This is a genomic window from Nocardia sp. NPDC004123 (assembly GCF_053603795.1).
This window is the reverse complement of sequence record NZ_JBSGGG010000028.1, coordinates 87102-111535: the sequence shown is the minus strand read 5'-3', so window position 1 is coordinate 111535 and position 24434 is coordinate 87102. Positions and strand designations below refer to the sequence as shown.

The following is a 24434-nucleotide window of genomic DNA, read 5'->3' as shown; positions in this document are numbered from 1 at the left end:
CTGCTTCCGGAGGAGCCGACGCAACAGACTGATCGTCATGCGTAGACGATTCGAGTTGGCCTTCAACATGTCCTACCTGGCGATCATCTGGGGGCTGGTGATCGCCATGCGGCGCAATCGCGACCGGGTTCCGCGGGAGCAGCGGGAAACCGCGGCGCGATTCGAGGAGGCGTTCACCCTGCTGGCGACCGGCGACACCGCACACCTGGCGTTGCGCGCGGTGTCCATGGCACGCGGCGAGGACCGCGGGTATCTGAGCCTGCGGGGACGGCGGGCGAGTCTGATCGGGCTGGGAGAGATGGCCACCTCGATCACGATCACCCTGTTCTATGTGCTGTCACTGGATGCCTGGCGGCTGCGGTTCCGGCGCTCCTGGGACGGTTTCACCAAATCGCTGCTGGGGCTGTCGTTCGTGCGATTGATCCTGCTGGCAACGCCGTTCAACAACTGGGACCGGGACGAGACGCCCGCCGGGTACGGCGTGGACCGCAATCTCCCGCTGCTGGCCGTGGGCGCCGGCGAGATGTACCTCATGCGCCGCGAAGCCACCCGCACCGGCGATCGCACCTTCCGCTTCCTCTCCGACGCCATGGCCGCGTCCTTCGCCTGCTACCTGCCCGTCATCCTGTGGGCTCGCCGCATCCCCCAGCTGGGTCTGCTCATGATTCCCAAGACCCTCGCCTACCTCGCCATGGCATTTCGCGTCTACGCCGACTTCTTCCGGGGCACACCGGAATCGGCCGCCCCGGAACCGGCGGCACCCGCAACCGACGCCACCGTCATCCCGGCACCGTCGCACCCAGCCGCGTCGCCGAGCTGACCGGTGCCACCGGCGGCCTGCGGTGCGCCCAGGGAGCGACGCGCTCGATGGCCGCGGCCAGCCGGATCACGGTGGCGTCGTCGAGGTGGCGGCCGATGATCTGGAGTCCGATGGGGAGGCCGGTGTCGGTCCAGCCCGCCGGAAGGCTGGCGGCAGGCTGGCCGGTGAGATTGGCGGGATAGTTGAATCCGATCCAGGCAGAATCGGAAACCGCTGTGCCGTCGATGATTTCGGGACCGGTCAGCTCCACCGGAAAGGCCGGGACGGCCGTGGTCGGAGTGATGAGGACATCGAGGTGGCGCATGAGCCGGGCCATGGTGTTCACCAGCGCCTTGCGCGCGATGTTCGCGTCGGTGAAGTGCTGTGCGGTCCACGGTTGCCGGATCCAGTCGATCACGTACGGCGACATCCGCTCGCCGTACGCGTCGATCATGGCTCGCATGCCGGTCAGATCGGTCTCGGCGATGATCAGCGCGGAGAAGGCGGCGGCGGGGTCCGCCCACCCGGGCGTCACGTCCTCGACGCGGCATCCGAGGCGGCCGCCCACGACCTCCAGCACCGCTCGTTCGACCACCGCCCGAACCTGAGGATCCACCGCCAGGTACCCGAGATCGGCACTGAATCCGACCCGCAGCCCGGCCACCGACTCCGGATGCTCGGCACCGGCCCGGGCCGCGCCGATCCAGTCCACGTCCTGACACGGAATGGAGTGCCGATCGCGCGGATCGGGGCCGGCGAGCACCGACAGCAGCAGTGCCGCGTCACCGACGGTCCGGGTGATCGGGCCGATGTGTTCGACACTCTCCCAGCCGGATACGCCGGGCAGCCGCTCGTCGCGGCAGCCCGGATACACCGGCACCCGACCCATCGACGGCTTGACTCCGACCAGCCCGCACAACGCCGCGGGCGCGCGGACCGAGCATCCGCCGTCACTGCCCAGGGCCGCGGGCCCCAGCCCGGCCGCGACCGCCGCCGCCGACCCCGCACTGGATCCGCCGGGGCTCCTCGTGAGGTCCCACGGATTGCGGGTGGCCGGGAACAGGCGATTGAGCCCGGTTGCGCTGTAACCGAATTCGGAAGTATTGGTCTTGCCCAGGCAGATCGCGCCCGCCGCGAGAGCGCGTTCGACCACGATGTCGTCCTCGTCCGGGATGTGATCGCGATAAACCCACGACCCGGCGGTCGTGCGAATTCCCTTGGTGGACAGCAGGTCCTTGATCCCGAGCGGCACTCCCGCGAGCGGCCCCGGATCGAGGCCGCGCGCCAGTCCATCGGCCACCCGCCGCGCCTGTCGCCGCGCCAGGTCCGGCGTGGGGGTGCAGAAGGCATGCAGCAGTGGGTCGAATTCTGCTATCCGGTCGAGTACCGCGTCGACGATCTCGACCGGCGACAGCTCCCGTGACCGGACCCGGGCGGCGAGTTCGGTGGCGGGGAGGAAGCAGAGTTCCTCTCGCTCAGCGGAATTCACTGTGAGACCTCATCCGCTCACGGCGGCGACGGCGGGTTCGCGTGCGGCCGTCGGCAGTACCGCCGTGATTCCGGCCTGCACCGCCACCGCGGTGACGAACCCGATGACCGCGTCCACCGAGCCCGCCAGCTGATAGTGCGCGATCCCGGCGGCCACCGCCCCGATCCCCCACGCCGCGAACGCGACCGGCCGGACCGGCGCACCCGCCGCGGCCCGGCGCCGGGCCAGCAGGTGATCGACGATGAGGACCGCGCCGATCGGCGGCACCACCACGCCCAGCAGGACCAGCCAGTTGACGATGTGCGCCCAGATTCCGGTCAGCGCCACCACGGTGCCGATCAGGCCCAGCGTCACCGCCAGCGGCCGCATGCGCAGCGGGGTGATCCCGGCCCAGCCCACCGCTCCGTTGTAGAGGCAGTGCGCCGCAACCGATCCCAGGTTCGCGAACACGAACAGCACCGACAGCCCGGTGATCAGGGAGCCGTGCCCGGCGAGTAGTCCGAGGAAGGCCCCGCCGTTCGACGCCGGATCGCTCGCGCCGCCGATCGCGACCACCACGCCACCGACGAGGAACGCGATCGAATTGGCGAACGGGAAGGCCGCGGCCGCGGCCAGCACCCCCGCCCGGCCGTCGCGGGCCCAGCGGGTGAAGTCGGCGGTCATGGTGCCCGAATCGGCGAAGCCGCCGACCACGATGCTCACGCACGCCCAGAATCCCAGCGGCCCGCCGCCGCCGGCGTAACCGAGCACCCCCGAGAGCGAATGCCCGTGCCCGAGACCGTAATACAGGGCCAGGCCCGCCATGATCAGGAACAGGGGCGTGCCGATCAGGCCGATGAGCGACAGGGCCCGGATCCCGGCGAGGGTGAGCACCACGAAGAACGTCCCGCCGATCACCCCGCCCCAGAACGGATTCCACCCGTACATGCCTTGGAGCGTGGTGCCGGTGAGCCCGACCTGATAGGAGAACCAGCCGATCACGACCGTGGCCAGGAAGCCGACCACCACGGCGCGCCCGCGGTCGCCGAAAGCGCGTCGCGCCTGCAGCGAGAAATTGCGGCCGGTCTGCCCGCCGATCCAGCTCAGCGTGCCGATGTAGCCGAACAACAGCAGATTGCCCAGCAGGATCGCCAGCAGCCCGTGCCCCATGCCCTGGCTGTAGACGATCAAGCCGCCGAAGACCGCGTTGCCCAGGCACATCGGGAATCCGACCCAGACCGCCGCCACCGAGAGCAGGCTCCGGCGCTCGGTGGCCGGGACCGGTTCCTGCTCGTATTCGTGACTCGACATGGTTCGGCCCCGCCTATCCCTGCTGCTTGAGACCCTTTGCGGGGTCGATGAATTCGTTGGTGACCAGGTCCGCGGCGGTGAGGTTGTCGGGGACCTGCTGGCCCTTGGCGCGCAGCAGCGGAGTGACCTGCGCGATGGCGCGGGTGACGCGGTCGGTGTCGAAATTGCCGAGGGTATTGCCGGGGCCGTTGGCGACGATCTTGTTCTCCAGCTGGACCCGGACGGAGTCGGTATTGCCGGCGGCGGAGATGGGCGGGCCGTCCGGAATCGTCTGCGCGATGCGGAGCAGGGCCTGGTTGGTGGGGTCGGGATTGGTGACGTAGTCGATCTGGGCCTGCTGCAGCATGGGGACGAGCTTCTGCAGGCAGGGGCGCAGTTTGTCGAGTTCGCCGCTGCGGACCGACCAGGCGTGCGGGTAGCTCTCGTATCCGGCGTCGGCGACCAGCAGGTGACCGGTGGGCTTCTGCCAGCCCTTGACGTCGTGCTCCCAGCGGTACGGCTCGTTGGAGACGTAGGCCTGCTGCATGACCCGGCCGTGCTCGGCGACGAAGCGGCTGGGCGTGCCGTCGTAGGAGGCGTCGGCCTGTTCCTTCTTCACGTACCCGCCGGCGATCAGGTAGTCCATGTAGATCTTGCCCTCGGAGTACAGGATCGGGGCGTTGGTCGCGGCCACGTCCTTCCACGAGTTGACGGTGTAGGTGGCGGGATCCCACATGATGATCTGCGGGTTCTTCGCGAGCGAGGCGAAGACGCCGGTCAGCGGGAACTTCGCCTTGGCTCGCACCTGCTCGTCGGTCGGGACCAGTCCGAGGGTGATGGAGTTGTCCTGGTACATCTGCGCGGGTACCGGTTGGCCACCGAGGAACGGACCGCCCAGCCGCACTTCGATATTCACGCCGGTGTCGCCCAGCGGGCCGGTGTACGCGCCCTTCTTGGGGTCGACGGTGCCGTTCGGGCCGACCAGCTGATAGGCCGCCGCGCGTTCGGGTGTGGCGTACCAGTCCGTCTGGATCACGATGGTGGACGGACAGACTCCGGCCAGCACGCCCTGCCCGGAGGGTTTCGGGGTGGAGGCGCCGCCACCGCAGGCGGCGGTGAGCAGGACACTGCCGGTGATCGCGGCAGCGGCGAGGACACGTTTCTTCACGAGCATTCCTTGAGGGTTGAAACCGATTGCGGGAGAATCTGTTCGGCTATTCGCCGGCGCGCTTGCCGTGGGCGCGGTCCACGCGCCCGGCCAGGAAATCGAAGATCCAGAACAGGACCAGGCCCACCAGCGAGGACAGCAGCAGCGCGGTCAGCAGTTCCTCGGTGGCCAGCCGCTGCCGGTAGACGTCGATCATCCGGCCGATGCCCGGATTGCCCTGGCGGAAGAAGAAGTCGGCGACGATCGAGCCGATCACGGCCATGCCCGCCGAGATCTTGAATCCCGAGATCATGGCGGGCAGCGCCGCCGGGAGTTGCAGCTTCAGCAGCCGCTGCCACCGGTTGGCGCCGTGCAGCGTGAACAGGTCGTGCTCGGACGCCTGCACCGACTTCAAGCCGAACAGGGTGTTGGTGATGACCGGGAACAGCGACACCATCACGCAGACGATGACCCGGCTGCCGAATTCGTAGCCGAACCAGAAGCCGAACAGCGGCACCACGGCCAGCACCGGAATCGTCTGCAGGATCACGGCATACGGGTAGAGCGAATACTCGGCCCAGCGGGCCTGGCTCATGATCACCGCGAACGCCACCCCGAGCACAATGGCGATCAGCAGACCGACCAGCGCGATCTGCACGGTCGAGGCGAGGGCGGTGAGGATCTCGGCGCGGGTGGCGGCATTGAGCAGGCCCTTGGACACCACCGATTCCGGTGGCGGCAGCAGGAATCGGGATTCCTGCGGGATCAGGAGGTGGCTCGCGATCGTCCAGGCGGCCATGACCAGTGCGAACACCAGCGCGGGCGCGAGCACGCGCACCGGGGTGACGGCGAAGGGCCAGCGGAGTTTCCGGGGCGTGCGCGGCGGCCGCGCGGTCGCCTCGGTCGTCTTGGGCGGCACGGCCGTCTCGGGCACGACGATTCCGCTGTCGGCGGTCGCGGCGGTCATGCGGCCCTCCCCCCGATCCGCGCAGTTCCTCGCTCGGCGTCGTGCAACGCCGCCGACACCTCCGCCGCGACGGCGCCGAACTCGGGCGTGTACCGCGACTCCGGTGATCGCGGGAAATCCAGCGGCACCGGGATATCCGCCGCCACCCGGCCCGGCCGCCCGGTCAGCACGACGACCCGGCTCGACATGAACACCGCCTCGGCCACCGAGTGCGTCACGAACACCCCGGTGAAGCCCGATCGCCGGTACAGCCCGCTGACCTCCTCGTTCAGGCGCTGCCGGGTGATCTCGTCGAGCGCCCCGAACGGCTCGTCGAACAGGAACAGTTCAGGTGCACCTGTCAGCGCCCGCGCGATCGACGCCCGCATGCGCATGCCACCGGAAAGCTGTGCGGGCTTGTGGTTCTCGAAGCCGGAGAGCCCGACCAGCTCCAGCGCTTCGCGCGCGGCCGTCCGCCGGGTGGTCTTGTCCACGCCGGCGAGCTCCGCGGGCAGCTCGACATTGCGCAGCACCGAGCGCCACGGCAGCAGCGTCGCCTCCTGGAAGACGTAGCCGAGTTTGCCGGTGGCGACGGAAACTGTTCCGGCGGTGGGCTGCTCGAATCCGGCGGCGAGGCGCAGCAGGGTGGACTTGCCACAGCCGGACGGGCCGACCAGGGATACGAACTCTCCCGGCCGGATGGCGATATCGATGCCGTCGAGCGCGTGCGTGCCGTTCTCGAAGGTCAGGCCGACATGCTGAAAGGCCAAGGCCGGATCGGTGTATACATTGCCGCCCTCGGCGGCCTCCGTATTCCCGTCCGGGCCTTGGCCTTTGACGATGGTTGAGGCGGTGGTGCGCATGTCCACAGTTCTATCGGCGGATCATTGCCGGATGCGGTCCACGCGATTACACCTTTGTTTCGTATACGATCAGCCCGCGCTGAGCCGGCCAGCGCGCGCGACCACCCGACCGCGCTTGACCACCAGCTTTCGGGTCGGAACGGAAACCACAGCCGCAGCGGGTGTTTCGGCGTCGACGGTGAACAGGTCGGCGGGTGCGCCCACCCGCAACCCGTAATCCTCGATCCCGAGAACCGCGGCGCCGCCATAGGTTCCGGCCGCCAGCGCCAGTTCGATATCGGCATCGGACACCAGCCGATCCCGGAAGGCCACCTGCATGATCCGGCGCAGCATGTCGCCGTCGCCGTAGGGCGTCCACAGGTCCCGGACGCCGTCATTGCCCAGGGCCAGCCCGGCCCCCGCCTCGTGCATCACCCGCACCGGCACCACCGGCGCGTCACCCACCGCGCAGGTGATCATGGAAACCCCGGCGTCGGCGAGGTTTTCGGCGATCCGGCGCTGCTCACCCGGGGCGAGCTCCCCCATCGCGTAGGCGTGGCTGATGGTGACCCGTCCCGCCAGCCCCGTGGCCCTGGTCCGGGCCGCGATCAGGTCGAACTGCCAGGCGCCCAGCGCGCCCCGGTCGTGCAGGTGGATATCGATGCGCGCGCCGTATTTCTCGGCGAGACCGAAGATCAGATCGAGCTGGCCGGTCGGATTCCCGTCGTAGCCGGCCGGATCCAGCCCGCCGATCACCTCGACGCCCTCGGCCAGCGCGGCTTCCAGCAGCTTGCCGGTGCCCGGCCGGGTCAGCAGACCGCCCTGCGGAAAGGCGACCAATTGCACGTCGACCCGGTCCGCGTGCCGCGCCGCGGCCGCCCGGACCGCCTCCACGCCCCGCAGCCCCACCTCCGGGTCGATGTCGATATGACTGCGGACATGTACGGTCCCGCCGGACACCATGGCCCCCAGCAGGTTCGACGCGTAGTCGGCGCTGGGCAGCCCGAGCTCGTCACGGCGGCCCTCGCCGTTGGCGATGCGCCCGGCCAGGGTCGGCCCGCCGGTATTGGGCACCCAGGGACCGCCGAACATGGTTTTGTCGAGGTGACAGTGCGACTCGACCAGGCCCGGAAGCACCAGCGCCCCGGCCAGATCCACGGTGTCGACGCCCTCGGCGCTCAGATCGGGCGCGATCGCCGTGATCCGGCCGTCCCGGACCAGAATGTCGGCGGCGGCGAGCGGGACTCCGGGAGTCCAGGGGCGGCCGCCGCGCAGCAGGAGATCGTTCATGGAGTGCACCACCTGTATCGAAGAGAGAACGGCAAGTCGGGAATCCTTCCGAACGGAATGGCCGCATCGTATACAAATACTGCCTGCTCAGCGACCCGAAACCCCTGCGACACAGCTGCACCCGCGAATATCTGATCGGTGCAGTAGATTTGCGGGATCCCGTCGGGCGAGGCCACGATGGATCGTATGCAAATCCCCATTCCACCGATCGTCAGATGAGGCCGTAGTGACCAGCACCGCCGGGCGCATGACACCGCAGCAGCTGTGCCGCGCCATCCGTGACGACATCATTCGTGGCGCGTACGCCCCCGGCCAACGACTCACCGAGGAGTCGCTCGCCGAGAGCTACGGCGTCTCCCGCGTCCCCGTCCGGGAAGCGCTGCGCACCCTGGAAGCCGAGGGTTTCGCCTCCTCACGGCCCTACGCCGGGGTGTTCGTGGCGGAGCTCACCGAGGACGAGGCCGCCGACCTGCTGGAGATCCGGGCCCGCCTGGAACCGCTCTGTGCGTCTCGGGCGGCGGTTCGGCGCACGCCCGAACAACTCGGCCGCCTCAAGGAACTCACCGCGCTGGGCCAGGACGCGGTGCGGGCGGGCCGGCTGGACGAGCTGGCCCGGCTCAACAGCCGCTTCCACGAGGTGCTCGCCGAAGCGTCGGGCAGTACCCTGCTCGCGCAGCTGATCATGCAGCTGAGCTGGAAGATCGCCTGGGTGTACTCGGTCGAACTTCCGCGCCGCGCCAGTGATTCGTGGAGCGAGCACGAAGAGATCTGCGCCGCACTGGAGGCCGGTGACCCCGACCGCGCGGCCGATGTGGTGAGCGCCCACATCGCGCACGCCGCGAACGCCTACAGATTCCGGAAACACACCGAGGACACCGCGTTGCCGCGCACCGAAAACACTGCGCGACAGCGTGCTTCGAGGTCGCACACTTCGTAACATCGGCGCAGCAATTGCCACCCCGGGACGAAACACGGCTCTCGTATACAAAACGGAGTCACTTCGTCCGGGAGGTCACCATGGCGGATCCGTTGCCGCACACCGTGGATCTGATGTTGCGCGCCGCGCGTATCGCCGACGACGCGGAACTGGTCGACATCGCGATCGACGGCGGTGTCATCACCGCGATCGGGCCCGCGCTCACCGGCCGGGGCGCCGAGGAAATCGACTGCGCCGGACGAGTCGTCATTCCCGGCCTGATCGAATCCCATGTGCACCTGGACAAGGCGCTCCTCGACGACGAGAAGTCCAATCCGGACGGCACCCTGGCCGGGGCCATCAGCGTGACCGCCGAACTCAAGCGCGGCTTCACCGTCGCCGCCATCCGCGACCGCGCCCGCCGTGTCCTCGACATGGCGATCGGCAATGGCACCACCGCCATTCGCGCGCACCCCGATGTCGACCCGATCGTGGGCCTGCGTGGCGTGACCGCACTGCTGGATCTGCGCGAGGAGTATCGCGACCGCCTCGACATTCAAATCGTCGCATTCCCGCAGGAGGGTATTCTCCAAGCTCCCGGCACCCTCGACCTCCTCCGCGAGAGTCTGCACGCGGGCGCGGACGTCCTGGGCGGCTGCGCCTACAACGAACGCACCGTCGAAGACTGCCGCCGCCACATCGACCTCGTCTTCGACCTGGCCGCCGAATTCGATGTCCCGCTCGACATTCACGCCGACTTCGCCGACGACGCCACCGACCCCCGCTATGCCATGGCCGACTACATCGCCGAGGTCACCGAGCGCACCGGCCGGCACGGGCGGGTCGCACTCGGTCACATGACCTCCCTGGCCGGTCGTCCCCGTGCCGATCGCGCCCGCACCCTGGAACAATTGGCGGCGAGCGGAATCTCCGTCGTCCCCCTGCCCGCCACCGACATGCATCTCGGTGGCCGATCAGATCTCACCAACGTGCGCCGCGGCATCGCCCCGATCCGCGAGCTCTGGCAGGCAGGAATCACAACGGCTTACTCATCCAACAACATCCGCAATGCCTTCACCCCATACGGCAACGCCGACATGCTCGATATCGGACTCTTCCTGGCCCAGACCGCACACCTCTCCGGCCCCGAGGACTTGACCCGGGTGCTCGCAATGGCAACCACCGAGGCCGCCCGCACCATTGGCATCTCGGAGCGATACGGGCTACGCGTCGGCGCGTCCGCCGATCTGGTGGTGCTCTCCACACGAAGAGTCGAAGGTGCCCTACTCGACCGCCCCGATCGAAACTATGTCTTCAAGTCCGGACGCCTGACCGCCCGCACCACCCGCGTGCAGGAGGTAATCCGGAATGACGAAAACCCAAGAGACAAAAACTAAAAGACCAAAAGACAAAGACCAAAAGATTAAAAGACAAGAGACGCCTGGAGAAGGGGAGGGCCGGGCTCACGTTCGCGCCTACACCTACCAGCCCCCTCACCTTTGAAGCCGCATGTGGGGTTGCTGCAGGAGGTATTCCTTCAGATCACGGGGTTGGGGTCGCCACATGATCGCTTGCGCCCCTTGGGGGACATTGCCGATCAGTAGTGGCGCCGTGGATCGGCCTCCCGGCAGGAGGCACTGTGGTGAGGACTGGAGTCGGCGGGTTGGAGATAGGTCCGTGCTGCCGGGGGATTGGGGCACCGGCCGGATGGGCCCGAGCGGCGGCCGCGAGCGCTGACCAGTTGGCAGGACTCCAGGACCTTGGGCCCTGAAGATGCGGTCGACCGATTCGGTTGCGATCCCCTGGAGCCGGTCGCGTGTGAAGCGAGGGGGGAGATGGCGGCTGTCGCAGGAGTGGCCGGGGCAGGTACCGATCGCGGTCGCGGTGGGTTTGTCTGTAGAAGGCGATGCGTGCGGTCCGTGGGCCGGGATCGGTGGGTGGCGGCTCTCAACCCGGCGTGAGCCCAAGTCCGGTAGGGCAGGCGAGGTGACCACACTCCCCGGTCCCTGCGCACGCCAGCAGCACACGAGCAGCCGGGAATCACGCGGCCCGTGAACCCCACCTCGAGCAACTGGAATCGATGGCAGCAGCGACCCACTCACCGACGTGATGTCTGTCGTTCACGCGAGGAATGCCGGTGGGGTCAAGACGTTTCGGGGCAATCCACCCGGTGCGACCCCGATACGGGGAATCCTTGCCCATGACAACGGTTTTCCAACCCTCGGCACTGTCGTTGACCAGCGCATGGCAGTGATCACAGACGAGCGTCAGGTTGGTCAGATCGGTGGGGCCGCCTTCGGCCCAGTCGGTGATGTGGTGCACCGCACACATACTCGCGGGTGCCTCGCATCCCGGGCGGGTGCATCCCTTGTCGCGGGCGATCAACGCCAAACGCTGAGCCGGGCCGGCCAGGCGCTGGCAGCGACCCAGGTACAGCGGCAGCCCGTCCGCGTCGAGGACCACCAGCACCGGGCGGGTCCCCTCGGCCAGCTTCAACGCCTCATTGATGGAGACGTGGCCACCGGAGGCGGTGGTCGCAACCCCGGCCCCACGCTCCAGATCGTTGAGCGAGATAGTGACGATGGCCTGCACCGGCAGACCCCGGTGGGAGCCCAGCTTGGCAGGGTCGACACCGGGCTGCAGCAACGCGAACAACGCGTCGTGGGTGCGCTGACCGGCATCACGACGGTCCCGACGGGCAGCCGCCTCGAGGACCCTCGAGTCGACGACCCTGACGGTGGCGGCAACGCTGTCGGTGTCGTCGATGTTGCACATGCCCGGACGGGCGAGCTTGGCGAAGACGGCGTCGAGCAGTGCCCGCAGTTCGGGGGTGATCCAGCCCTCGATCCACGACATGCCATCCACTCCGGGACGGCCGAGGACCAGGCCGCGGCGGCGACGGCGGTCGGCGTCGGAGACGACCTTGCCGTCGGGGTCGATGCGGGCGAGGATGTCGCGGCCGATCTTGGGCAGGTCATCGGGCCAGCCGATGCAGGAGTGATCGACCAAGAGGTGTTCGGCTTCCGCGCGCGTCTCGGCGGAGATGTCGGCGGGCAGGTGGTTCATCACGTCGATGATGTTGCGGACGTGATCGCGCGAGATGTCGCCTGCCTCAAAGGCTTCGGCAGTCGCAGCCAAGGTGGCCGGACGCAGGTGTCCGGTGGGTTCGAAGAACTCCCCGCACTGGCGGGTGATCTTCACCCGCACCGACGCGTCATACCTCGACAACCCCAACGTTTGACGCAGGAACGGCACCACATTCTTCGCTCCACTGCCTTCGGGCAGCGAACGGTTGCAGGCCTCGATGATCAGGCGTGAATCCAGCGCCGACAGTTGGCGTTTGCAGGTTTCAAGCCGCTGCATCAACTCCACGACATCACTGTCGGAGAACGGGTTCAGGTTTCCGTGGAGGACGGAATTCGACAGGGTTTCGACGGCGGCCGCCAGGTCGGCGATGCCGCACGTGTCGAGTGTTTCCCCCTTCGAATCCATGGGCTAATTCTACCGCCACGCAATCATTGAGAGAACCCGAATTGTCCAGTATTCCTTGCCTTTTCGATTGAATGTCGAATAACGGTTCGATCCATACCGGGCGCCCCAATCAAACACAGACCATTTGGAATTCCGCCAATATCCGCCAGCGGGAAGGTGACGGCAGGTGCGCCTGCGATAGCGGCCAAACACGTCAAATGCAGGGTGCGTGTTCGCCCCGATTCCAATGCTTCGGCGGCGGCCGTCCGGGATGGCGGCGGTGTGGCGGTAATGGGCAATACCAGAATCCGGTCGCGCAGTGCGGCGCGGAGATGTTCGGCGGCTCTGCGTAGCACTTCGCGGGCCTCCATCGTTTGCGACGGGGTGATCGTCGATGCGAACCGGAAGCGCTGCGCCACTTCGGATTCGAGTGCTCCGGGATGCGCCTGGATCCAGGCTCCATGGTTGGACCAGGCTTCGAATGCCTGGACCGTCCGGAACGCCGTGAACCACGATGCTGTGTCGGCGTTCAGATCTGCCTCAGCGGCACCCATCCGCTTGGCGGCGGCGAGACTCGCGGCCGCCGGCTCGTCATCGGCGACAGCGCACAACCTCGGATCCACGATCAACTGTGCGACGCCCGATTCCTGTTCGGGCAGCAGACATTCCGCGACAGCCGCCAAGGTGAGCGCGTCACGCGTCATCCATCCCACCGTGTCGAATGATTGCGCGAGCGGCAGCACCCCCGTGGTGGGTATCGCGCCGTGCGAAGTACGGATTCCCCACAATCGCTGATAGGCGGCCGGAACCCGGATCGACCCGGCCGTATCCGTGCCGAGCCCGATGGTGACCGCGCCACTCGCCACGGCGACCGCGGAGCCGCTCGACGATCCCCCCGGAACCCGGTGTGGAGCAGCGGGATTCACCGGCATCCCATAGCGCCCATTGCCGCCGGTGATGCTGTAGGCGAATTCGTCGGTCTGCGCGATGCCGGTGATGTCGGCACCGGCCGCCAGCAGGCGGGCCACCACGGGCGCGTGGGACGGCGCGGGCGCGCCGAGATAGTCCGGAACTCCCCCACCGAGCGGAAACCCGGCGACGGAGTAGAGATCCTTCACTGCCACGGTGTGCCCGCTGAGAACGCCTTCGCCGGTGGCCCGGACCAGCGGTGCACCCAGTTCACGCCATACCCGCCGATCGAAATCCGTTGCGCGGTCCGGGATCTGCTTCACGATCGTCATCAGGCCCGCTCGAGGACGCGCCGGGCCAGCTCGGTCGCGGCGTGGTGGGCGAAGTCGGCGACCCGTACCTCACCGTGCACCCCACGCACCTGGTCCACCGCCTGCGAGATGGTGAAATCCGCTGCCGCGCTGAGATACAGGTACGCCTGCTGCGGATCGGCGTCGAACAGCGAGACCACCAGTTCCACCGCGTTGCGGACGCAGACCTCGAGCGCCCGGTTCAGGTCCTCGTCCAAGCCGGTCGGAATGACCAGCCCGTGTGCGGCGGCGAACGGCCCGATCGTCCGGCCCAGTCCGGCCGCGACCTGTGCGCCCGGAATCACATCGACCGTCAATCGCGCCCGCAGTGGCGCTTCCAGCGCGGTCAGTGCCACTTCGCCGTTCCCCTGGGCGAAATGCGGGTCGCCGATATAGAACAGCGCGTCCGGAACCTGAACCGGCAGAAACAATGTCGCACCGGCCGTCAGGCGGCGGATGTCGATATTGCCGCCGTGCAGCCCCGGCGGCACCGACGACACCCGGCTCTCGGTGTCGGTCGCGACGCCCATGATCCCCAGGAACGGATGCAGCGGAAAACTGGCCCGCTGCGGCCGATCCGGATGCATGGGCATGGCGCCGAACCACCTCCCCTCCCGCGATTCCACCGCACAGAACTGCCCGTAGTTCCCGTCGAATCCGCGCCGATGGGCCAGCACGCCGCGCGCGTGCCGCGTGGAGACCACGCCGTAGGGTGCGCGCATGGTCAGCTCGTCGATGCGGATGGCGAGCAGGTCACCCGGCTGCGCTCCGGTCACCGCGATCGGCCCGGTGACGATGTGTGGCCCGGCCAGCGAGTCACGATTCCTGGTCGCGGCGACCTCGACGGCGTCGGCCAGCACCTGGTCGCGTTCGACGCCGTTCCGCCCGAAATACCCGACGGGATCGGAGCCCTGGTCGTCGAGAATCCCTTCATGACTGACGGTGTCGACCACGATGCTGTGCCCCGGTTCGACGGCCGCGATCGGCCGGTCCCGAGCACAGGGCAGGCGCCCCCACAGCACCGCCGACGGATCGACCGGCAGATAACCGGTCTCGGAGCCGATCCCCTCACCCGGTTGCAGCACCGGAAACGCCGGGATGAACTCCCGCACGATCGACGTCACGCTCACTACCTCTCCTACCCGACCGAATTGGTCGGACCATCCGATGTGCCGACCATAAGCCCGGCGAACGGGCGGTGACGGGGCTCGAAACCGAACGTAACTGGCGTTTAACCTGGCCGAAATGGCCTGGCCGGGAACGGATTTAAACTCGGGCGATGACAGCATCGATTCCCCCGCTGCGCCGGCGCGCGCGCAGCGTCAGCGCGGAGGTCGCCGCGCATCTGGAGGCGCTGATCACCAATGGCGAGCTGCGGGCCGGGGATCGGCTGCCGTCGGAACGCGAGCTGGCCGCGAATATGAACGTGTCGCGATCATCCTTGCGCCAGGCCATGTTCGAGCTGGAATCCAAGCAGCTCATCGAACGCCGTCAGGGCCGCGGCAGCACCGTCACCGAAACCCCGCGGCACGCGGACGCGCTGACAGAGGGCCTGCGGGCGCTGGATATCGAGCTCGGCCACGCCATCGAATTGCGTGATCTGGTGGAACCGCGCATCGCGGAGCTGGCCGCCCTGCGTGCCCTGGACTCGAACCTGCTGTCCCTCGACGACGTCCTGACCTGTTCCAGCGACACCCTGTCCCCCGCCGAATCCCTCAGGCTCGACATCGAATTCCACACCCTGCTAGCGCACGCGGCGCAGAATCCGCTCCTGGTGACGCTGTGCACCATGACCACCGAGTGGACCAGGAGCACCCGCACGCTCTCCCACCGCTCACGTCACGCCCGCCGCCTGTCGCTCGAGGGCCATCACCGGATCTACGAGGCCGTGGCGGCCCACGACAGCGCGGCCGCGGCCGCCGCGATGCAACGGCATCTGCGGGAGGTCCGCGAACTCAGCATCGCACCGCGCTGAGCGCTCAGGCGCGCATCGCGCCGACCGCCACCTCGGTCCGGAAGGTGCGCCGATAGGCCAGTGGCGACACACCGATCGCCTCGTGCAGGTGCTGGCGCAGGGAGGCTCCGGTGGCGAAGCCGACCTCCCCGGCGATCCGATCGACGGAAAGCTCTGTGGTCTCCAGCAATTCGCGGGCGCGGAACACCCGCTGCTGAATCAGCCATCGTCCCGGGCTCATCCCGACCTCGTCACGGAACCGGCGGGCGAAGGTGCGGCCGCTCATGCGCGCTCGATCCGCGAGGTCGGCCATGGTCAGCGGCCGGTCCAGGTTCTCGAGCGCCCACTGGCGAGCGCTGGCCGTGCCCGCGGCGGTCGGCGGGGGCACCGGCTGTTCGATGAACTGCGCCTGCCCGCCTTCGCGCCAGGGCGGGACGACACAGCGGCGAGCGACCATATTGGCGACTTCGCTGCCGTGGTCGGCGCGAATCAGGTGCAGGCACAGGTCGACTCCGGCGGTGGCGCCGGCGGAGGTGAGGATGTCACCGTCGTCGACGTAGAGGACGTTCGGGTCGACGTGGACCCTCGGGAAGGTCCGCCGGAACCGGTCGGCGAAGTTCCAGTGGGTGGTCGCGGGCCGATCGTCGAGCAGGCCCGCGGCGGCGACCACGATCGCTCCCGTGCAGATGGAGACCAGTCGCACGCCCGGGCGGATGAAGCCCAGTGCATCCGAAACGGCCTGCGGCAGGCCACTTTCCAGGATCGGCACAACATCACACGGCGGAATGACCACGGTGTCGGCGCTTTCCAGCAGGCTCGCGTCGTGCGCGACCGCGATGTCGAAGTCGGAACTGCTGCGGACCGGCCGCCCGTCCAGGGAGCAGGTGATCACCTCGTACAGTCCGTCGGCAGTGCCGAACACCCGGTTCGGGATGCCGAGCTCGAACGGGTAGACCCCGTCGAGCGCCAGGACGACGACCCGGTGCGGCTGAAGCTTCTCCGACTGCATGGCACGATCCTATCGAATATTGGCAATCGTGCCATTTCCTCCCCGCTCCCCCGGCGGCAAGCTGGAGGCATGAGCGAAAAGGAGATCACCATCCCCACCACCATGAAGGCCATCCGCCAGGACGTGCTCGGCGGTCCCGAGGTCCTGCACGAGGTGGAACTGCCGGTGCCGCAGCCCGGTCCGAGCGAGATCCTGGTGCGGGTGCGCGCCGCGGCCCTGAACCCGACCGACTGGGGTCACCGCCGCCGCGCGGGCCTGTTCCTGCCCCCGCCGCCGTTCGTGCTGGGCTGGGACGTCTCCGGCGAGGTGGTGGCGACCGGGATCGGCGTCACCCTGTTCAAGCCCGGCGACGCGGTGTTCGGCATGCTCCCCTACCCGCACGGGCACGGCGCGGCCGCCGAATACGTCACCGGACCGGCCCGGGCCTTCGCCCGCAAGCCCGCCAATCTCGACCACGCGCAGTCCGCCGCCATCCCGCTGGCCGCCCTGACCGCCTATCAGGCGCTGGTCGACACCGCGAATGTGCAGGCCGGGCAGCGGATTCTGATCCACGCCGCCGCCGGCGGCGTGGGGCACTTCGCGGTGCAGATCGCCAAGGCGCGCGGCGCGTACGTGATCGGCACCGCCAGCGCCGCCAACCACGATTTCCTGCGCGGCATCGGCGTCGACGAGGTGATCGACTACCGCACCACCGATTTCGCGGACACGGTCCGCGATATCGATATGGTCCTCGACCCCATCGACGCCGACCACGCCCAGCGGTCCCTGCGCACCCTGCGCCCCGGCGGCATCCTGGTTTCCCTGCGCGCCAATGGCGGTGACCATTACAAGGCCGAGGCCGAACGGCTCGGCGTGCGCGCCGAGATCCTGCTCGTCGAGGCCGATCACACCGGGATGGAGGCGCTGCGCGAGCTCGCCGAATCCGGCGCGCTGCGCCCCACCATCGCGGGGTCATTCCCGCTCGCCGACGCGGCCAAGGCCCATGCTCTCGGCGAGACCGGCCGTACCGTCGGAAAGCTCGTCCTCACCGTCGAGTGAAGTAGCGATGGAACCGCGCCGCCCGCCGGAGCACGGCAAGCGGCGCGGTTCTGTTCACGGAAGTTCGCACCCGTGAACGGTTTACGGCTCGAACAGATCCAGCTGGGGCTCGTGACGCCGCACTTCGATCGATCCGAAGACCAGGTCCGGCGGCGGGACCAAGCCGAGGTGCTCCCACGCCGCCGCTGTCGCGATGCGGCCGCGGGGCGTGCGGGCCACCAATCCGGCCCGTACCAGGAAGGGTTCACACACCTCCTCGACGGTGGCCGCTTCCTCGCCGACCGCGACGGCGAGGGTGGAGACCCCGACCGGGCCGCCGTTGAAGCTGCGGATCAGCGCGCTCAGCACCGCGCGGTCGAGGCGGTCCAGCCCCAGTGCGTCCACGTCGTACACCGCCAGTGCGGCACAGGCGATTTCACGCGTGACAAGCCCGTCGGCCTTGACCTCGGCATAATCACGGACGCGCCGGAGCAGCCGGTTCGCGATGCGGGGCGTGCCACGGGAGCGGCCCGCGATCTCGGCCGCCGCGTCGGACTCCAAGCGCACGCCCAGGATTCGGGCCGAGCGTTCCAGAATCTTCTGCAGCTCTTCGGGTTCGTAGAAGTCCATGTGGCCGGTGAAACCGAAGCGGTCGCGCAGCGGGCCGGTCAGGGCACCTGATCGAGTGGTCGCGCCGACCAGCGTGAAAGGCGCGATATCGAGTGGAATCGACGTCGCGCCAGGGCCTTTGCCGACCACCACGTCGACGCGGAAGTCCTCCATGGCCAGGTACAGCATTTCCTCGGCCGGCCGCGCCATGCGGTGGATCTCGTCGATGAACAGCACATCGCCCTCGACCAGATTGCTGAGCATGGCGGCCAGGTCGCCCGCGCGCTCCAGCGCCGGGCCGGAGGTGAGCCGCAGCGCGGTGCCCAGTTCGCCGGCGATGATCATGGCCATACTCGTCTTGCCCAGCCCCGGCGGGCCGGACAGCAGCACGTGGTCGGGGGTGCCGCCGCGCAGTTTCGCCCCGCGCAGCACCAGCGCCAGCTGTTCGCGCACCCGCGGCTGGCCGATGAAGTCGTCGAGGGACTTCGGGCGCAGGCTGGCCTCGATCTCGCCATCGGATTGCAGATAGCTTGCGCTGACGGCGGATTCGGTGTCGTCGATATCGTCGAACTCGTCGCTCATGACGGCCTATCGATTCTTGCCCAGCAGCCCGAGCGCCGTGCGCAGCGCCTGCGAGGTGCCGATGCCGGGGTCGTCGGCCAGCACGGCGTCCACCGCACCCTCCGCCTGCCGGGCCGGGAAGCCCAGCCCGATGAGCGCGTCCACCACCTGCTCGCGCACCGGGGTGGCCGTGGGCGCGGGCCCGGATCCGGGCGGGCCGGACTGCACCGGAACCAGATCCACCTTGTCCCGCAGCTCGACCACCATGCGTTCGGCGCCGCGCTTGCCGACACCCGGGACCCGGGTCAGCGCCGCCACATTCGATTCCGCGAGCGCCTTGCGCAGCGCCTCGGGTTCGAGCACCGCGAGCACGGCCATGGCCAGCTTCGGGCCCACACCCGACACGGTCTGCAACAGCACGAACAGCTCCCGCGCCTCGGTGTCGGCGAAGCCGAACAGCGTCATGGAGTCCTCACGCACGATCATGGTCGTGTAGAGCCGGGCGTCCTCGCCGCGGGTGAGCCCGGCCAGGGTGGCCGGGGTGGCGTTGAGCCGATAGCCGACCCCCGCCGCCTCGATGACCACATGGTCGAGCCCGATCTCGAGTACCTCGCCGCGTACCGACGCGATCACCGCGTTACCGCCTTCCGTTGCTGGGCAAGCCTTTCCTCGTACATGCGCCGTTGCCGCTCGGCCATCGCCTCCGCCTTGGCCATGCGTTCCAGCATGGGTGCGCGCCAGCAGTGGCAGATCGCCAGGGCGAGCGCGTCGGCGGCGTCAGCGGGCTTGGGCGCGACGGCCAGCCCGAGGATACGGGTCACCATGGCGGTCACTTGCGCCTTGTCCGCCGAACCATTGCCGGTGACGGCCGCCTTCACCTGAGACGGCGTGTGGAAATGCACCGGGATCTGCCGCCGGGCGGCCGCGAGCGCGATGACGCCGCCCGCCTGCGCGGTGGCCATGGCGGTGCGCACATTGTGCTGGGAGAAGACGCGTTCGATGGCCACGGCCTCGGGCTCATGGGTGTCCATCCAGGCCTCGGCGGCGTCGGCGACCAGCAGAAGCCGTTGCGCCAGCTCCATTTCCGGCGGGGTGCGCACCACGTCGACGGCGAGCATGGAGACCTGCCGGCCCATGCTGCCGACGACCATGCTGAGGCCGCACCGGGTGAGCCCGGGGTCGACGCCCATCACCCGCACCGAAACCCCTCTCACCATGAACGAACAACTGTTCGAGAGTCTAACGGACCCTCGCGGCGACATTGTCCATCGACACGGCCGGTCGCGGTGCGGGCTCGGGTGATCCGGCCGCAATCAGGAGCCGCTGGGCGCGGGGGCGCCGGGGCGTCGGCGGCCGCTGTTGTCGACCACGGCACTCAGGTAGTCGATGCCCGTCAGGTAACTGGGCTCGAACCTGTCGGGCTCCTTCTCCATCGGAGGCGAGTTCCAGGTGCCGTCCGAGTTCATCGAGGGCGTGCCGGGGCGGAATCCACCGGACACCCAGCGGCCGGTGCACCCGACCTGGGTCTGTTCGGTGGTGTGGCTGTTCACCCAGACCGACGTCTCGTACCCGTCACCGACTCCCGAGCAGTGCACCCGCACCTGGATGCGATAGATGTCGTCGGTGTCGTTGCGGCAGCTGCGATCACTGCAGGAAACCCCCTCGGCCAGATCCGTCGCGAATGCCGCCGGGGCCAGGGTGCCAGCCGCGGCGGTGATCAGGGCCGCAGCGCCCAGACCGACCAGCAACCGTTGAGCCATGTATGAATCAACTCCTATCGACTATGACCCGACCCGGGATTCAGCTTGCCGCACAGGAGGTTTCACGCATATCGGGGTAAACCCGGAATTCGCCCGCTCAGGCACCCTGATTCGCGGCGAGTGCCGCGGCGAAGATTCGGAACGCCTCGTCGCCGAAGAGGACGAACCGCACCTCCCGCACCCGGGTCTCGGCGCCGCGCACGGTCTCTACGGCGATGCGCGCGCCGTCGTCCATGGGCCAGCCGTACACGCCGGTGGAGATGGCCGGGAAGGCCACGGTGTCCGCGCCGAGTTCGTCTGCCACGCGCAGGGATTCGCGGTAGCAGGAGGCCAGCAGCGCGGAGCGGTCCTCGGTCGCCGACCACACGGGGCCGACGGTGTGAATCACCCAGCGGGCGGGGAGGTTTCCGGCGGTGGTCGCGACCGCCTGCCCGGTCTTCAGGCCGCTGCCGTACCGGGAGGCCCGCAGTGCGCGGCAGGCGGCGAGGATCTCCGGTCCGCCCTTGCGGTGGATCGCCCCGTCCACTCCCCCGCCGCCCAGCAGGGAGGAATTCGCGGCGTTCACAATGACATCGACCTGCTGTTCGGTGATATCGCCTCGCACGGCGCGCAATTCGGGCACGCCGCGATTCTCGCACCCGGCACCCGCGGAGCCCGGGAATTTACGACGCGGGCCGCCTCCCGGTTCGGGAGGCGGCCCGCGTCGTTCGGAGCTCGATCAGGCGTCGAGCTCGGCCAGCACCTCGTCGGAGACGTCGATGTTGGTGAAGACGTTCTGCACGTCGTCGCTGTCTTCGAGCGCGTCGATCAGCTTGAACACCTTGCGCGCGGCGTCCGCGTCGACGGCCACCGACATCGACGGCTGGAAGCTCGACTCGGCGGAGTCGTAGTCGATTCCGGCCTGCTGCAGGGCGGTGCGCACGGCGATCAGGTCACCCGGCTCGGAGATGATCTCGAAGGCGTCGCCCAGGTCGTTGACTTCTTCGGCACCCGCGTCGAGCACCGCCATGAGCACGTCGTCCTCGGAGAGGCCGTTCTTCTCCAGGGTGATGAGGCCCTTGCGGTGGAACAGGTACGACACCGAGCCCGGGTCGGCCATATTGCCGCCATTGCGGGTCATCGCCACGCGCACCTCGCCGGCGGCGCGGTTGCGGTTGTCGGTGAGGCACTCGATCAGCACGGCGACACCATTGGGGCCGTAGCCCTCGTACATGATGGTCTGCCAGTCCGCGCCACCGGCCTCTTCGCCACCGCCGCGCTTGCGGGCGCGCTCGATGTTGTCATTGGGGACCGACGACTTCTTCGCCTTCTGGATGGCGTCGTACAGAGTCGGGTTGCCGTCCGGGTCACTACCACCGGTGCGGGCCGCCACCTCGATGTTCTTGATCAACTTCGCGAAGAGCTTGCCGCGCTTCGCGTCGATCCCGGCCTTCTTGTGCTTGGTGGTGGCCCATTTTGAGTGGCCGCTCATTCCCTACTTCCTCGTTTCAGGGGGCGCTGTGGTTCAAGTGGCAAACTACCCGCCCCGGAGGACGGACAACTGCACCAGTCTACTCGAGTGCACTTTCAGACTCCGGCGCGCGGACGCACCACGGTGTCCACGAACAGCTTGTGCACCCGCAGATCGCCGGTCACCTCCGGATGGAAGGAGGTGGCCATGACATTGCCCTGCCGCACCGCGACGATGCGCCCGGCCGCCGGGCCCGCGGGCACCCGCGCGAGCACCTCGACGCCGTCCCCGGCCCGCTCGACCCAGGGGGCGCGGATGAACACCGCGCGGACCGGGCCATCGTCGAGACCCGCGAAGTCCAGGTCGGCCTCGAAGGAGTCGACCTGACGCCCGAAGGCATTGCGCCGCACCGTCATATCGATGCCGCGCAACGGCTGCATGTCCGGGCGGGTGTCGAGGACCTCGGAGGCGAGCAGGATCATGCCGGCGCAGGAACCGTAGGCGGGCAGGCCGTCACGGAGTCGCTGCCTGACCGGTTCCAGCAGGTCGAAGACCTCGAGCAGCTTGCTGATGGTGGTGGATTCGCCACCGGGCAGCACCAGACCGTCGACGGCGGCCAACTCCGATTCGCGGCGCACGGGCACCACATCCGCCCCGCACGCCTCGAGAGCATGCAGGTGTTCACGCACATCGCCCTGCAGCGCCAGCACACCAATCCTCGGTTTCACGCCGTCGAGCATACGTTTGCAGGGGTGTGTGGCCCTGCTCACCCAGAGCGTCAGGGATTCGTAAGGAGGGGTGTCCATCAGCGCTTTCGGGTGAACACTGCGGCATGTGACTGATTTGCTACCGCAAACCTCGCCCGGGCCGCACAGAGGAGTCGACGCTCCTCCTCCGCGGCACGGGCTGACCGTCGCGACCGGGCTGGCCGGGCTCTCGCTGGACGCCATGGCCTCGGTGGCCTACGGGCCGGAGGCGATCGTGCTGGTGCTGGCGGCCGCCGGGACGGCCGGGCTCGGCTTCACGCTGCCCGTGACCCTGGCGATCGTGGTGCTGCTGGCCGTGCTCATCGCGTCCTACCGGCAGGTCATCGCCGCCTTCCCGAACGGCGGCGGCGCGTACGCGGTGGCCAAGGCCCGGCTGGGCCGGCGGACCAGTCTGGTGGCCGCGGCCTCGCTGATCGTGGACTACGTGCTGAATGTCGCGGTGTCGATCGCCGCGGGCGTGGCGGCACTGACCTCCGCGTTCCCGCAGCTGTTCCCCTACACGGTGTGGATCTGCCTGGCCGTGCTGGCCGGGATCACCGTGCTCAATCTGTACGGCATCCGCGAGAGCGCCCGCGCTTTCATGGCCCCGACCGCGGTGTTCGTGCTCGGCATCTTCGCGGTGATCATCGCGGGCCTGCTGCGGTCGGAACCGGCCACGGTCGCCACCGGCGCGGCGGTCGCGGAGAACGCACGCACCATCGGAATCCTGTTGCTGCTCAAGGCCTTCTCCAGTGGCTGCGCGGCCCTGACCGGGGTGGAGGCCATCGCCAACGCGGTGCCCAGTTTCGCCCAGCCCAAGGTCAAGCGCGCGCAGCGGGCCGAGGTGGCGCTGGGCGTGCTGCTGGGCCTCATGCTCCTCGGGCTGGCCACGCTGATCGGCAAGTTCTCGATCCACCCGATCGAGGGCACCACGATCCTGTCGCAGCTGACCGAGTCGGCACTGGGCCACGGAATCGCCTACTACATCGTGCAATTCGCGACCGTGATCCTGCTGGCGCTGGCGGCCAACACCTCCTACGGCGGCCTGCCCACGCTGACCAAGATTCTCGCCGACGACAATTCGCTGCCGCACCGGTTCGCGGTGAGCTCGCAACGACAGGTGTACCGGTTCGGTGTGCTGGCGCTGGGCGTGTCCTCGGCGGTACTGCTGGCCGCGTCCCGCGGCGATATGAACGCGCTGGTGCCGCTGTTCGCGATCGGCGTGTTCGTGGGCTTCACCATCGCCCAGGTCGGCATGGTCCGGCACTGGCTGGACGTGCGCACCCAGGGCTGGCAGTGGCGGGCGGCGCTGAACGGCTTCGGCGCGGTGCTCACCTGCGTAGCGCTGATCGTCACCACCGCAATGAAATTCACCGAGGGCGCGTGGCTGATCGTGGTCGTACTACCGCTGCTGGTGGTGGCCATGGAACGGATCCGCACGATCTACACCCGCATCGACGGCTGCCGCGGCGTGGGCTGTGTGCCCGCCGAGCCGAAGGCCACCGAGACCGCGATCGTGGTGCCGGTGTCGGAGGTGTCGGAGCTGAGCCGGGAGGCGCTCTCGGCGGCCATGTCGCTGGGCCGCGATGTCACCGCGGTGCACGTGTGCCTGCCGGGCGAGAACATCACCGTCTTCACCAAGGAGTGGGAGGCCTGGCATCCGGATGTGCGCCTGGTGCTGCTCGAGGACGGCGATTCGACGGTCGGCGGCCCGGTGGCGCGCTATGTCGCCGACCATTTCACCGGCCGCCGCAAGGTGGTGGTGATCGCCGAGATCGAGCCGCCCGCCGGGTGGAACCATGTGCTGCCCAGCCATCGCAGTGACGAGCTGGAGCGGGTGCTGCGCAAGATGAACGACACGGTGGTGTGCCACCTGCGGGTGCAGACCGCCTGATCCTCG

The 24434-nt window shown here is 68.6% G+C and carries 23 protein-coding genes; 6 read left to right on the top strand and 17 right to left on the bottom strand.

All coding sequences use genetic code 11. From position 1 onward, the window contains the following. Nucleotides 1-37 precede the first annotated feature (37 nt). Nucleotides 38-820, top strand: a complete 783-nt coding sequence (locus ACWEQQ_RS34820) for a hypothetical protein (protein ID WP_452340130.1) — start codon at nt 38-40, stop codon at nt 818-820. On the opposite strand, the gene ACWEQQ_RS34815 is transcribed toward ACWEQQ_RS34820, so the two are convergent. The 6 genes from ACWEQQ_RS34815 to ACWEQQ_RS34790 form a co-directional block, all read right to left on the bottom strand. Then, a complete protein-coding gene (locus ACWEQQ_RS34815; RefSeq protein WP_452351182.1) occupies nt 780-2288 on the bottom strand; it encodes an amidase in 1509 nt (502 codons plus the stop codon). The two genes, ACWEQQ_RS34820 and ACWEQQ_RS34815, sit on opposite strands and share 41 nt — an antisense overlap. A gap of 9 nt (nt 2289-2297) precedes the next feature. Beyond that, nucleotides 2298-3578, bottom strand: coding sequence for a cytosine permease (locus ACWEQQ_RS34810; RefSeq protein ID WP_452351181.1), 1281 nt, complete (start codon nt 3576-3578; stop codon nt 2298-2300). 13 nt (nt 3579-3591) lie between these two features. Next, entirely contained in the window at nt 3592-4725 is a 1134-nt protein-coding gene (locus ACWEQQ_RS34805) for an ABC transporter substrate-binding protein (RefSeq protein WP_452351180.1), read from the bottom strand. Between the two features lie 46 nt (nt 4726-4771). Beyond that, entirely contained in the window at nt 4772-5671 is a 900-nt protein-coding gene (locus ACWEQQ_RS34800) for an ABC transporter permease (protein WP_452340134.1), read from the bottom strand. Further along, nucleotides 5668-6513 (bottom strand): ABC transporter ATP-binding protein, encoded by an 846-nt coding sequence (locus tag ACWEQQ_RS34795; RefSeq protein WP_452351179.1) that lies wholly within the window; start codon nt 6511-6513, stop codon nt 5668-5670. Before ACWEQQ_RS34795 ends, ACWEQQ_RS34800 begins: the two co-directional genes overlap by 4 nt. 69 nt (nt 6514-6582) lie before the next feature. Beyond that, complete coding sequence (locus tag ACWEQQ_RS34790; protein WP_452351178.1) at nt 6583-7782, bottom strand: amidohydrolase; 1200 nt, start codon at nt 7780-7782, stop codon at nt 6583-6585. A gap of 226 nt (nt 7783-8008) precedes the next feature. Here ACWEQQ_RS34790 and ACWEQQ_RS34785 point away from each other — a divergent pair, with 226 nt between their 5' ends. Beyond that, nucleotides 8009-8719 carry a GntR family transcriptional regulator gene (locus ACWEQQ_RS34785; protein ID WP_452340137.1) on the top strand — a complete coding sequence of 237 codons (711 nt, stop codon included), beginning with the start codon at nt 8009-8011 and terminating at the stop codon, nt 8717-8719. 80 nt (nt 8720-8799) lie between these two features. Then, nucleotides 8800-10095: an amidohydrolase family protein gene (locus ACWEQQ_RS34780; RefSeq protein ID WP_452340138.1), complete on the top strand. Its 1296-nt coding sequence runs from the start codon at nt 8800-8802 to the stop codon at nt 10093-10095. A gap of 643 nt (nt 10096-10738) precedes the next feature. Here the strand turns inward: ACWEQQ_RS34780 and ACWEQQ_RS34775 are convergent. Genes ACWEQQ_RS34775 through ACWEQQ_RS34765 form a run of 3 tightly spaced genes read right to left on the bottom strand, consistent with a single transcriptional unit; the run spans nt 10739 to nt 14558 of the window. Beyond that, nucleotides 10739-12190, bottom strand: a complete 1452-nt coding sequence (locus tag ACWEQQ_RS34775) for a DUF222 domain-containing protein (RefSeq protein WP_452351177.1) — start codon at nt 12188-12190, stop codon at nt 10739-10741. 23 nt (nt 12191-12213) lie between these two features. Next, nucleotides 12214-13410 carry an amidase family protein gene (locus tag ACWEQQ_RS34770; protein ID WP_452351176.1) on the bottom strand — a complete coding sequence of 399 codons (1197 nt, stop codon included), beginning with the start codon at nt 13408-13410 and terminating at the stop codon, nt 12214-12216. Then, nucleotides 13410-14558: an acetamidase/formamidase family protein gene (locus ACWEQQ_RS34765; protein ID WP_452340141.1), complete on the bottom strand. Its 1149-nt coding sequence runs from the start codon at nt 14556-14558 to the stop codon at nt 13410-13412. The genes ACWEQQ_RS34770 and ACWEQQ_RS34765 overlap by 1 nt, the downstream gene beginning before the upstream one ends. Nucleotides 14559-14707: 149 nt before the next feature. On the opposite strand from ACWEQQ_RS34765, the gene ACWEQQ_RS34760 reads away from it, so the two are divergent. Beyond that, nucleotides 14708-15403: a FadR/GntR family transcriptional regulator gene (locus tag ACWEQQ_RS34760; protein WP_452340142.1), complete on the top strand. Its 696-nt coding sequence runs from the start codon at nt 14708-14710 to the stop codon at nt 15401-15403. Between the two features lie 4 nt (nt 15404-15407). Here ACWEQQ_RS34760 and ACWEQQ_RS34755 read toward each other — a convergent pair whose 3' ends face one another. Further along, nucleotides 15408-16391: a GlxA family transcriptional regulator gene (locus ACWEQQ_RS34755; protein ID WP_452351175.1), complete on the bottom strand. Its 984-nt coding sequence runs from the start codon at nt 16389-16391 to the stop codon at nt 15408-15410. 69 nt (nt 16392-16460) lie between these two features. Between ACWEQQ_RS34755 and ACWEQQ_RS34750 the strand changes: the two genes are divergently transcribed. Beyond that, complete coding sequence (locus ACWEQQ_RS34750; RefSeq protein ID WP_452351174.1) at nt 16461-17429, top strand: NADP-dependent oxidoreductase; 969 nt, start codon at nt 16461-16463, stop codon at nt 17427-17429. A gap of 81 nt (nt 17430-17510) precedes the next feature. Here the strand turns inward: ACWEQQ_RS34750 and ruvB are convergent, their stop codons facing one another. The 7 genes from ruvB to pdxT form a co-directional block, all read right to left on the bottom strand. Beyond that, entirely contained in the window at nt 17511-18599 is a 1089-nt protein-coding gene (gene ruvB, locus ACWEQQ_RS34745; protein ID WP_452340145.1) for a Holliday junction branch migration DNA helicase RuvB, read from the bottom strand. Nucleotides 18600-18605: 6 nt separating this feature from the next. Continuing rightward, on the bottom strand, nt 18606-19211 hold the full coding sequence (ruvA, locus tag ACWEQQ_RS34740) for a Holliday junction branch migration protein RuvA (RefSeq protein ID WP_452351173.1): 606 nt from the start codon (nt 19209-19211) through the stop codon (nt 18606-18608). After that, complete coding sequence (ruvC, locus tag ACWEQQ_RS34735; RefSeq protein WP_452340178.1) at nt 19208-19777, bottom strand: crossover junction endodeoxyribonuclease RuvC; 570 nt, start codon at nt 19775-19777, stop codon at nt 19208-19210. The genes ruvA and ruvC overlap by 4 nt, the downstream gene beginning before the upstream one ends. Nucleotides 19778-19891: 114 nt before the next feature. Then, nucleotides 19892-20338, bottom strand: coding sequence for a hypothetical protein (locus ACWEQQ_RS34730; RefSeq protein WP_452351172.1), 447 nt, complete (start codon nt 20336-20338; stop codon nt 19892-19894). A gap of 97 nt (nt 20339-20435) precedes the next feature. Next, nucleotides 20436-20960, bottom strand: a complete 525-nt coding sequence (locus tag ACWEQQ_RS34725; RefSeq protein ID WP_452340148.1) for an O-acetyl-ADP-ribose deacetylase — start codon at nt 20958-20960, stop codon at nt 20436-20438. 96 nt (nt 20961-21056) lie between these two features. After that, a complete protein-coding gene (locus ACWEQQ_RS34720; protein WP_354837162.1) occupies nt 21057-21809 on the bottom strand; it encodes a YebC/PmpR family DNA-binding transcriptional regulator in 753 nt (250 codons plus the stop codon). Between the two features lie 95 nt (nt 21810-21904). Further along, nucleotides 21905-22528 carry a pyridoxal 5'-phosphate synthase glutaminase subunit PdxT gene (pdxT, locus tag ACWEQQ_RS34715; protein WP_452351210.1) on the bottom strand — a complete coding sequence of 208 codons (624 nt, stop codon included), beginning with the start codon at nt 22526-22528 and terminating at the stop codon, nt 21905-21907. Between the two features lie 208 nt (nt 22529-22736). Here pdxT and ACWEQQ_RS34710 point away from each other — a divergent pair, with 208 nt between their 5' ends. Then, the gene (locus ACWEQQ_RS34710; protein ID WP_452340180.1) at nt 22737-24428 is read left to right on the top strand and encodes an APC family permease; all 1692 of its coding nucleotides are present in this window, start codon (nt 22737-22739) and stop codon (nt 24426-24428) included. Nucleotides 24429-24434: the final 6 nt, after the last annotated feature.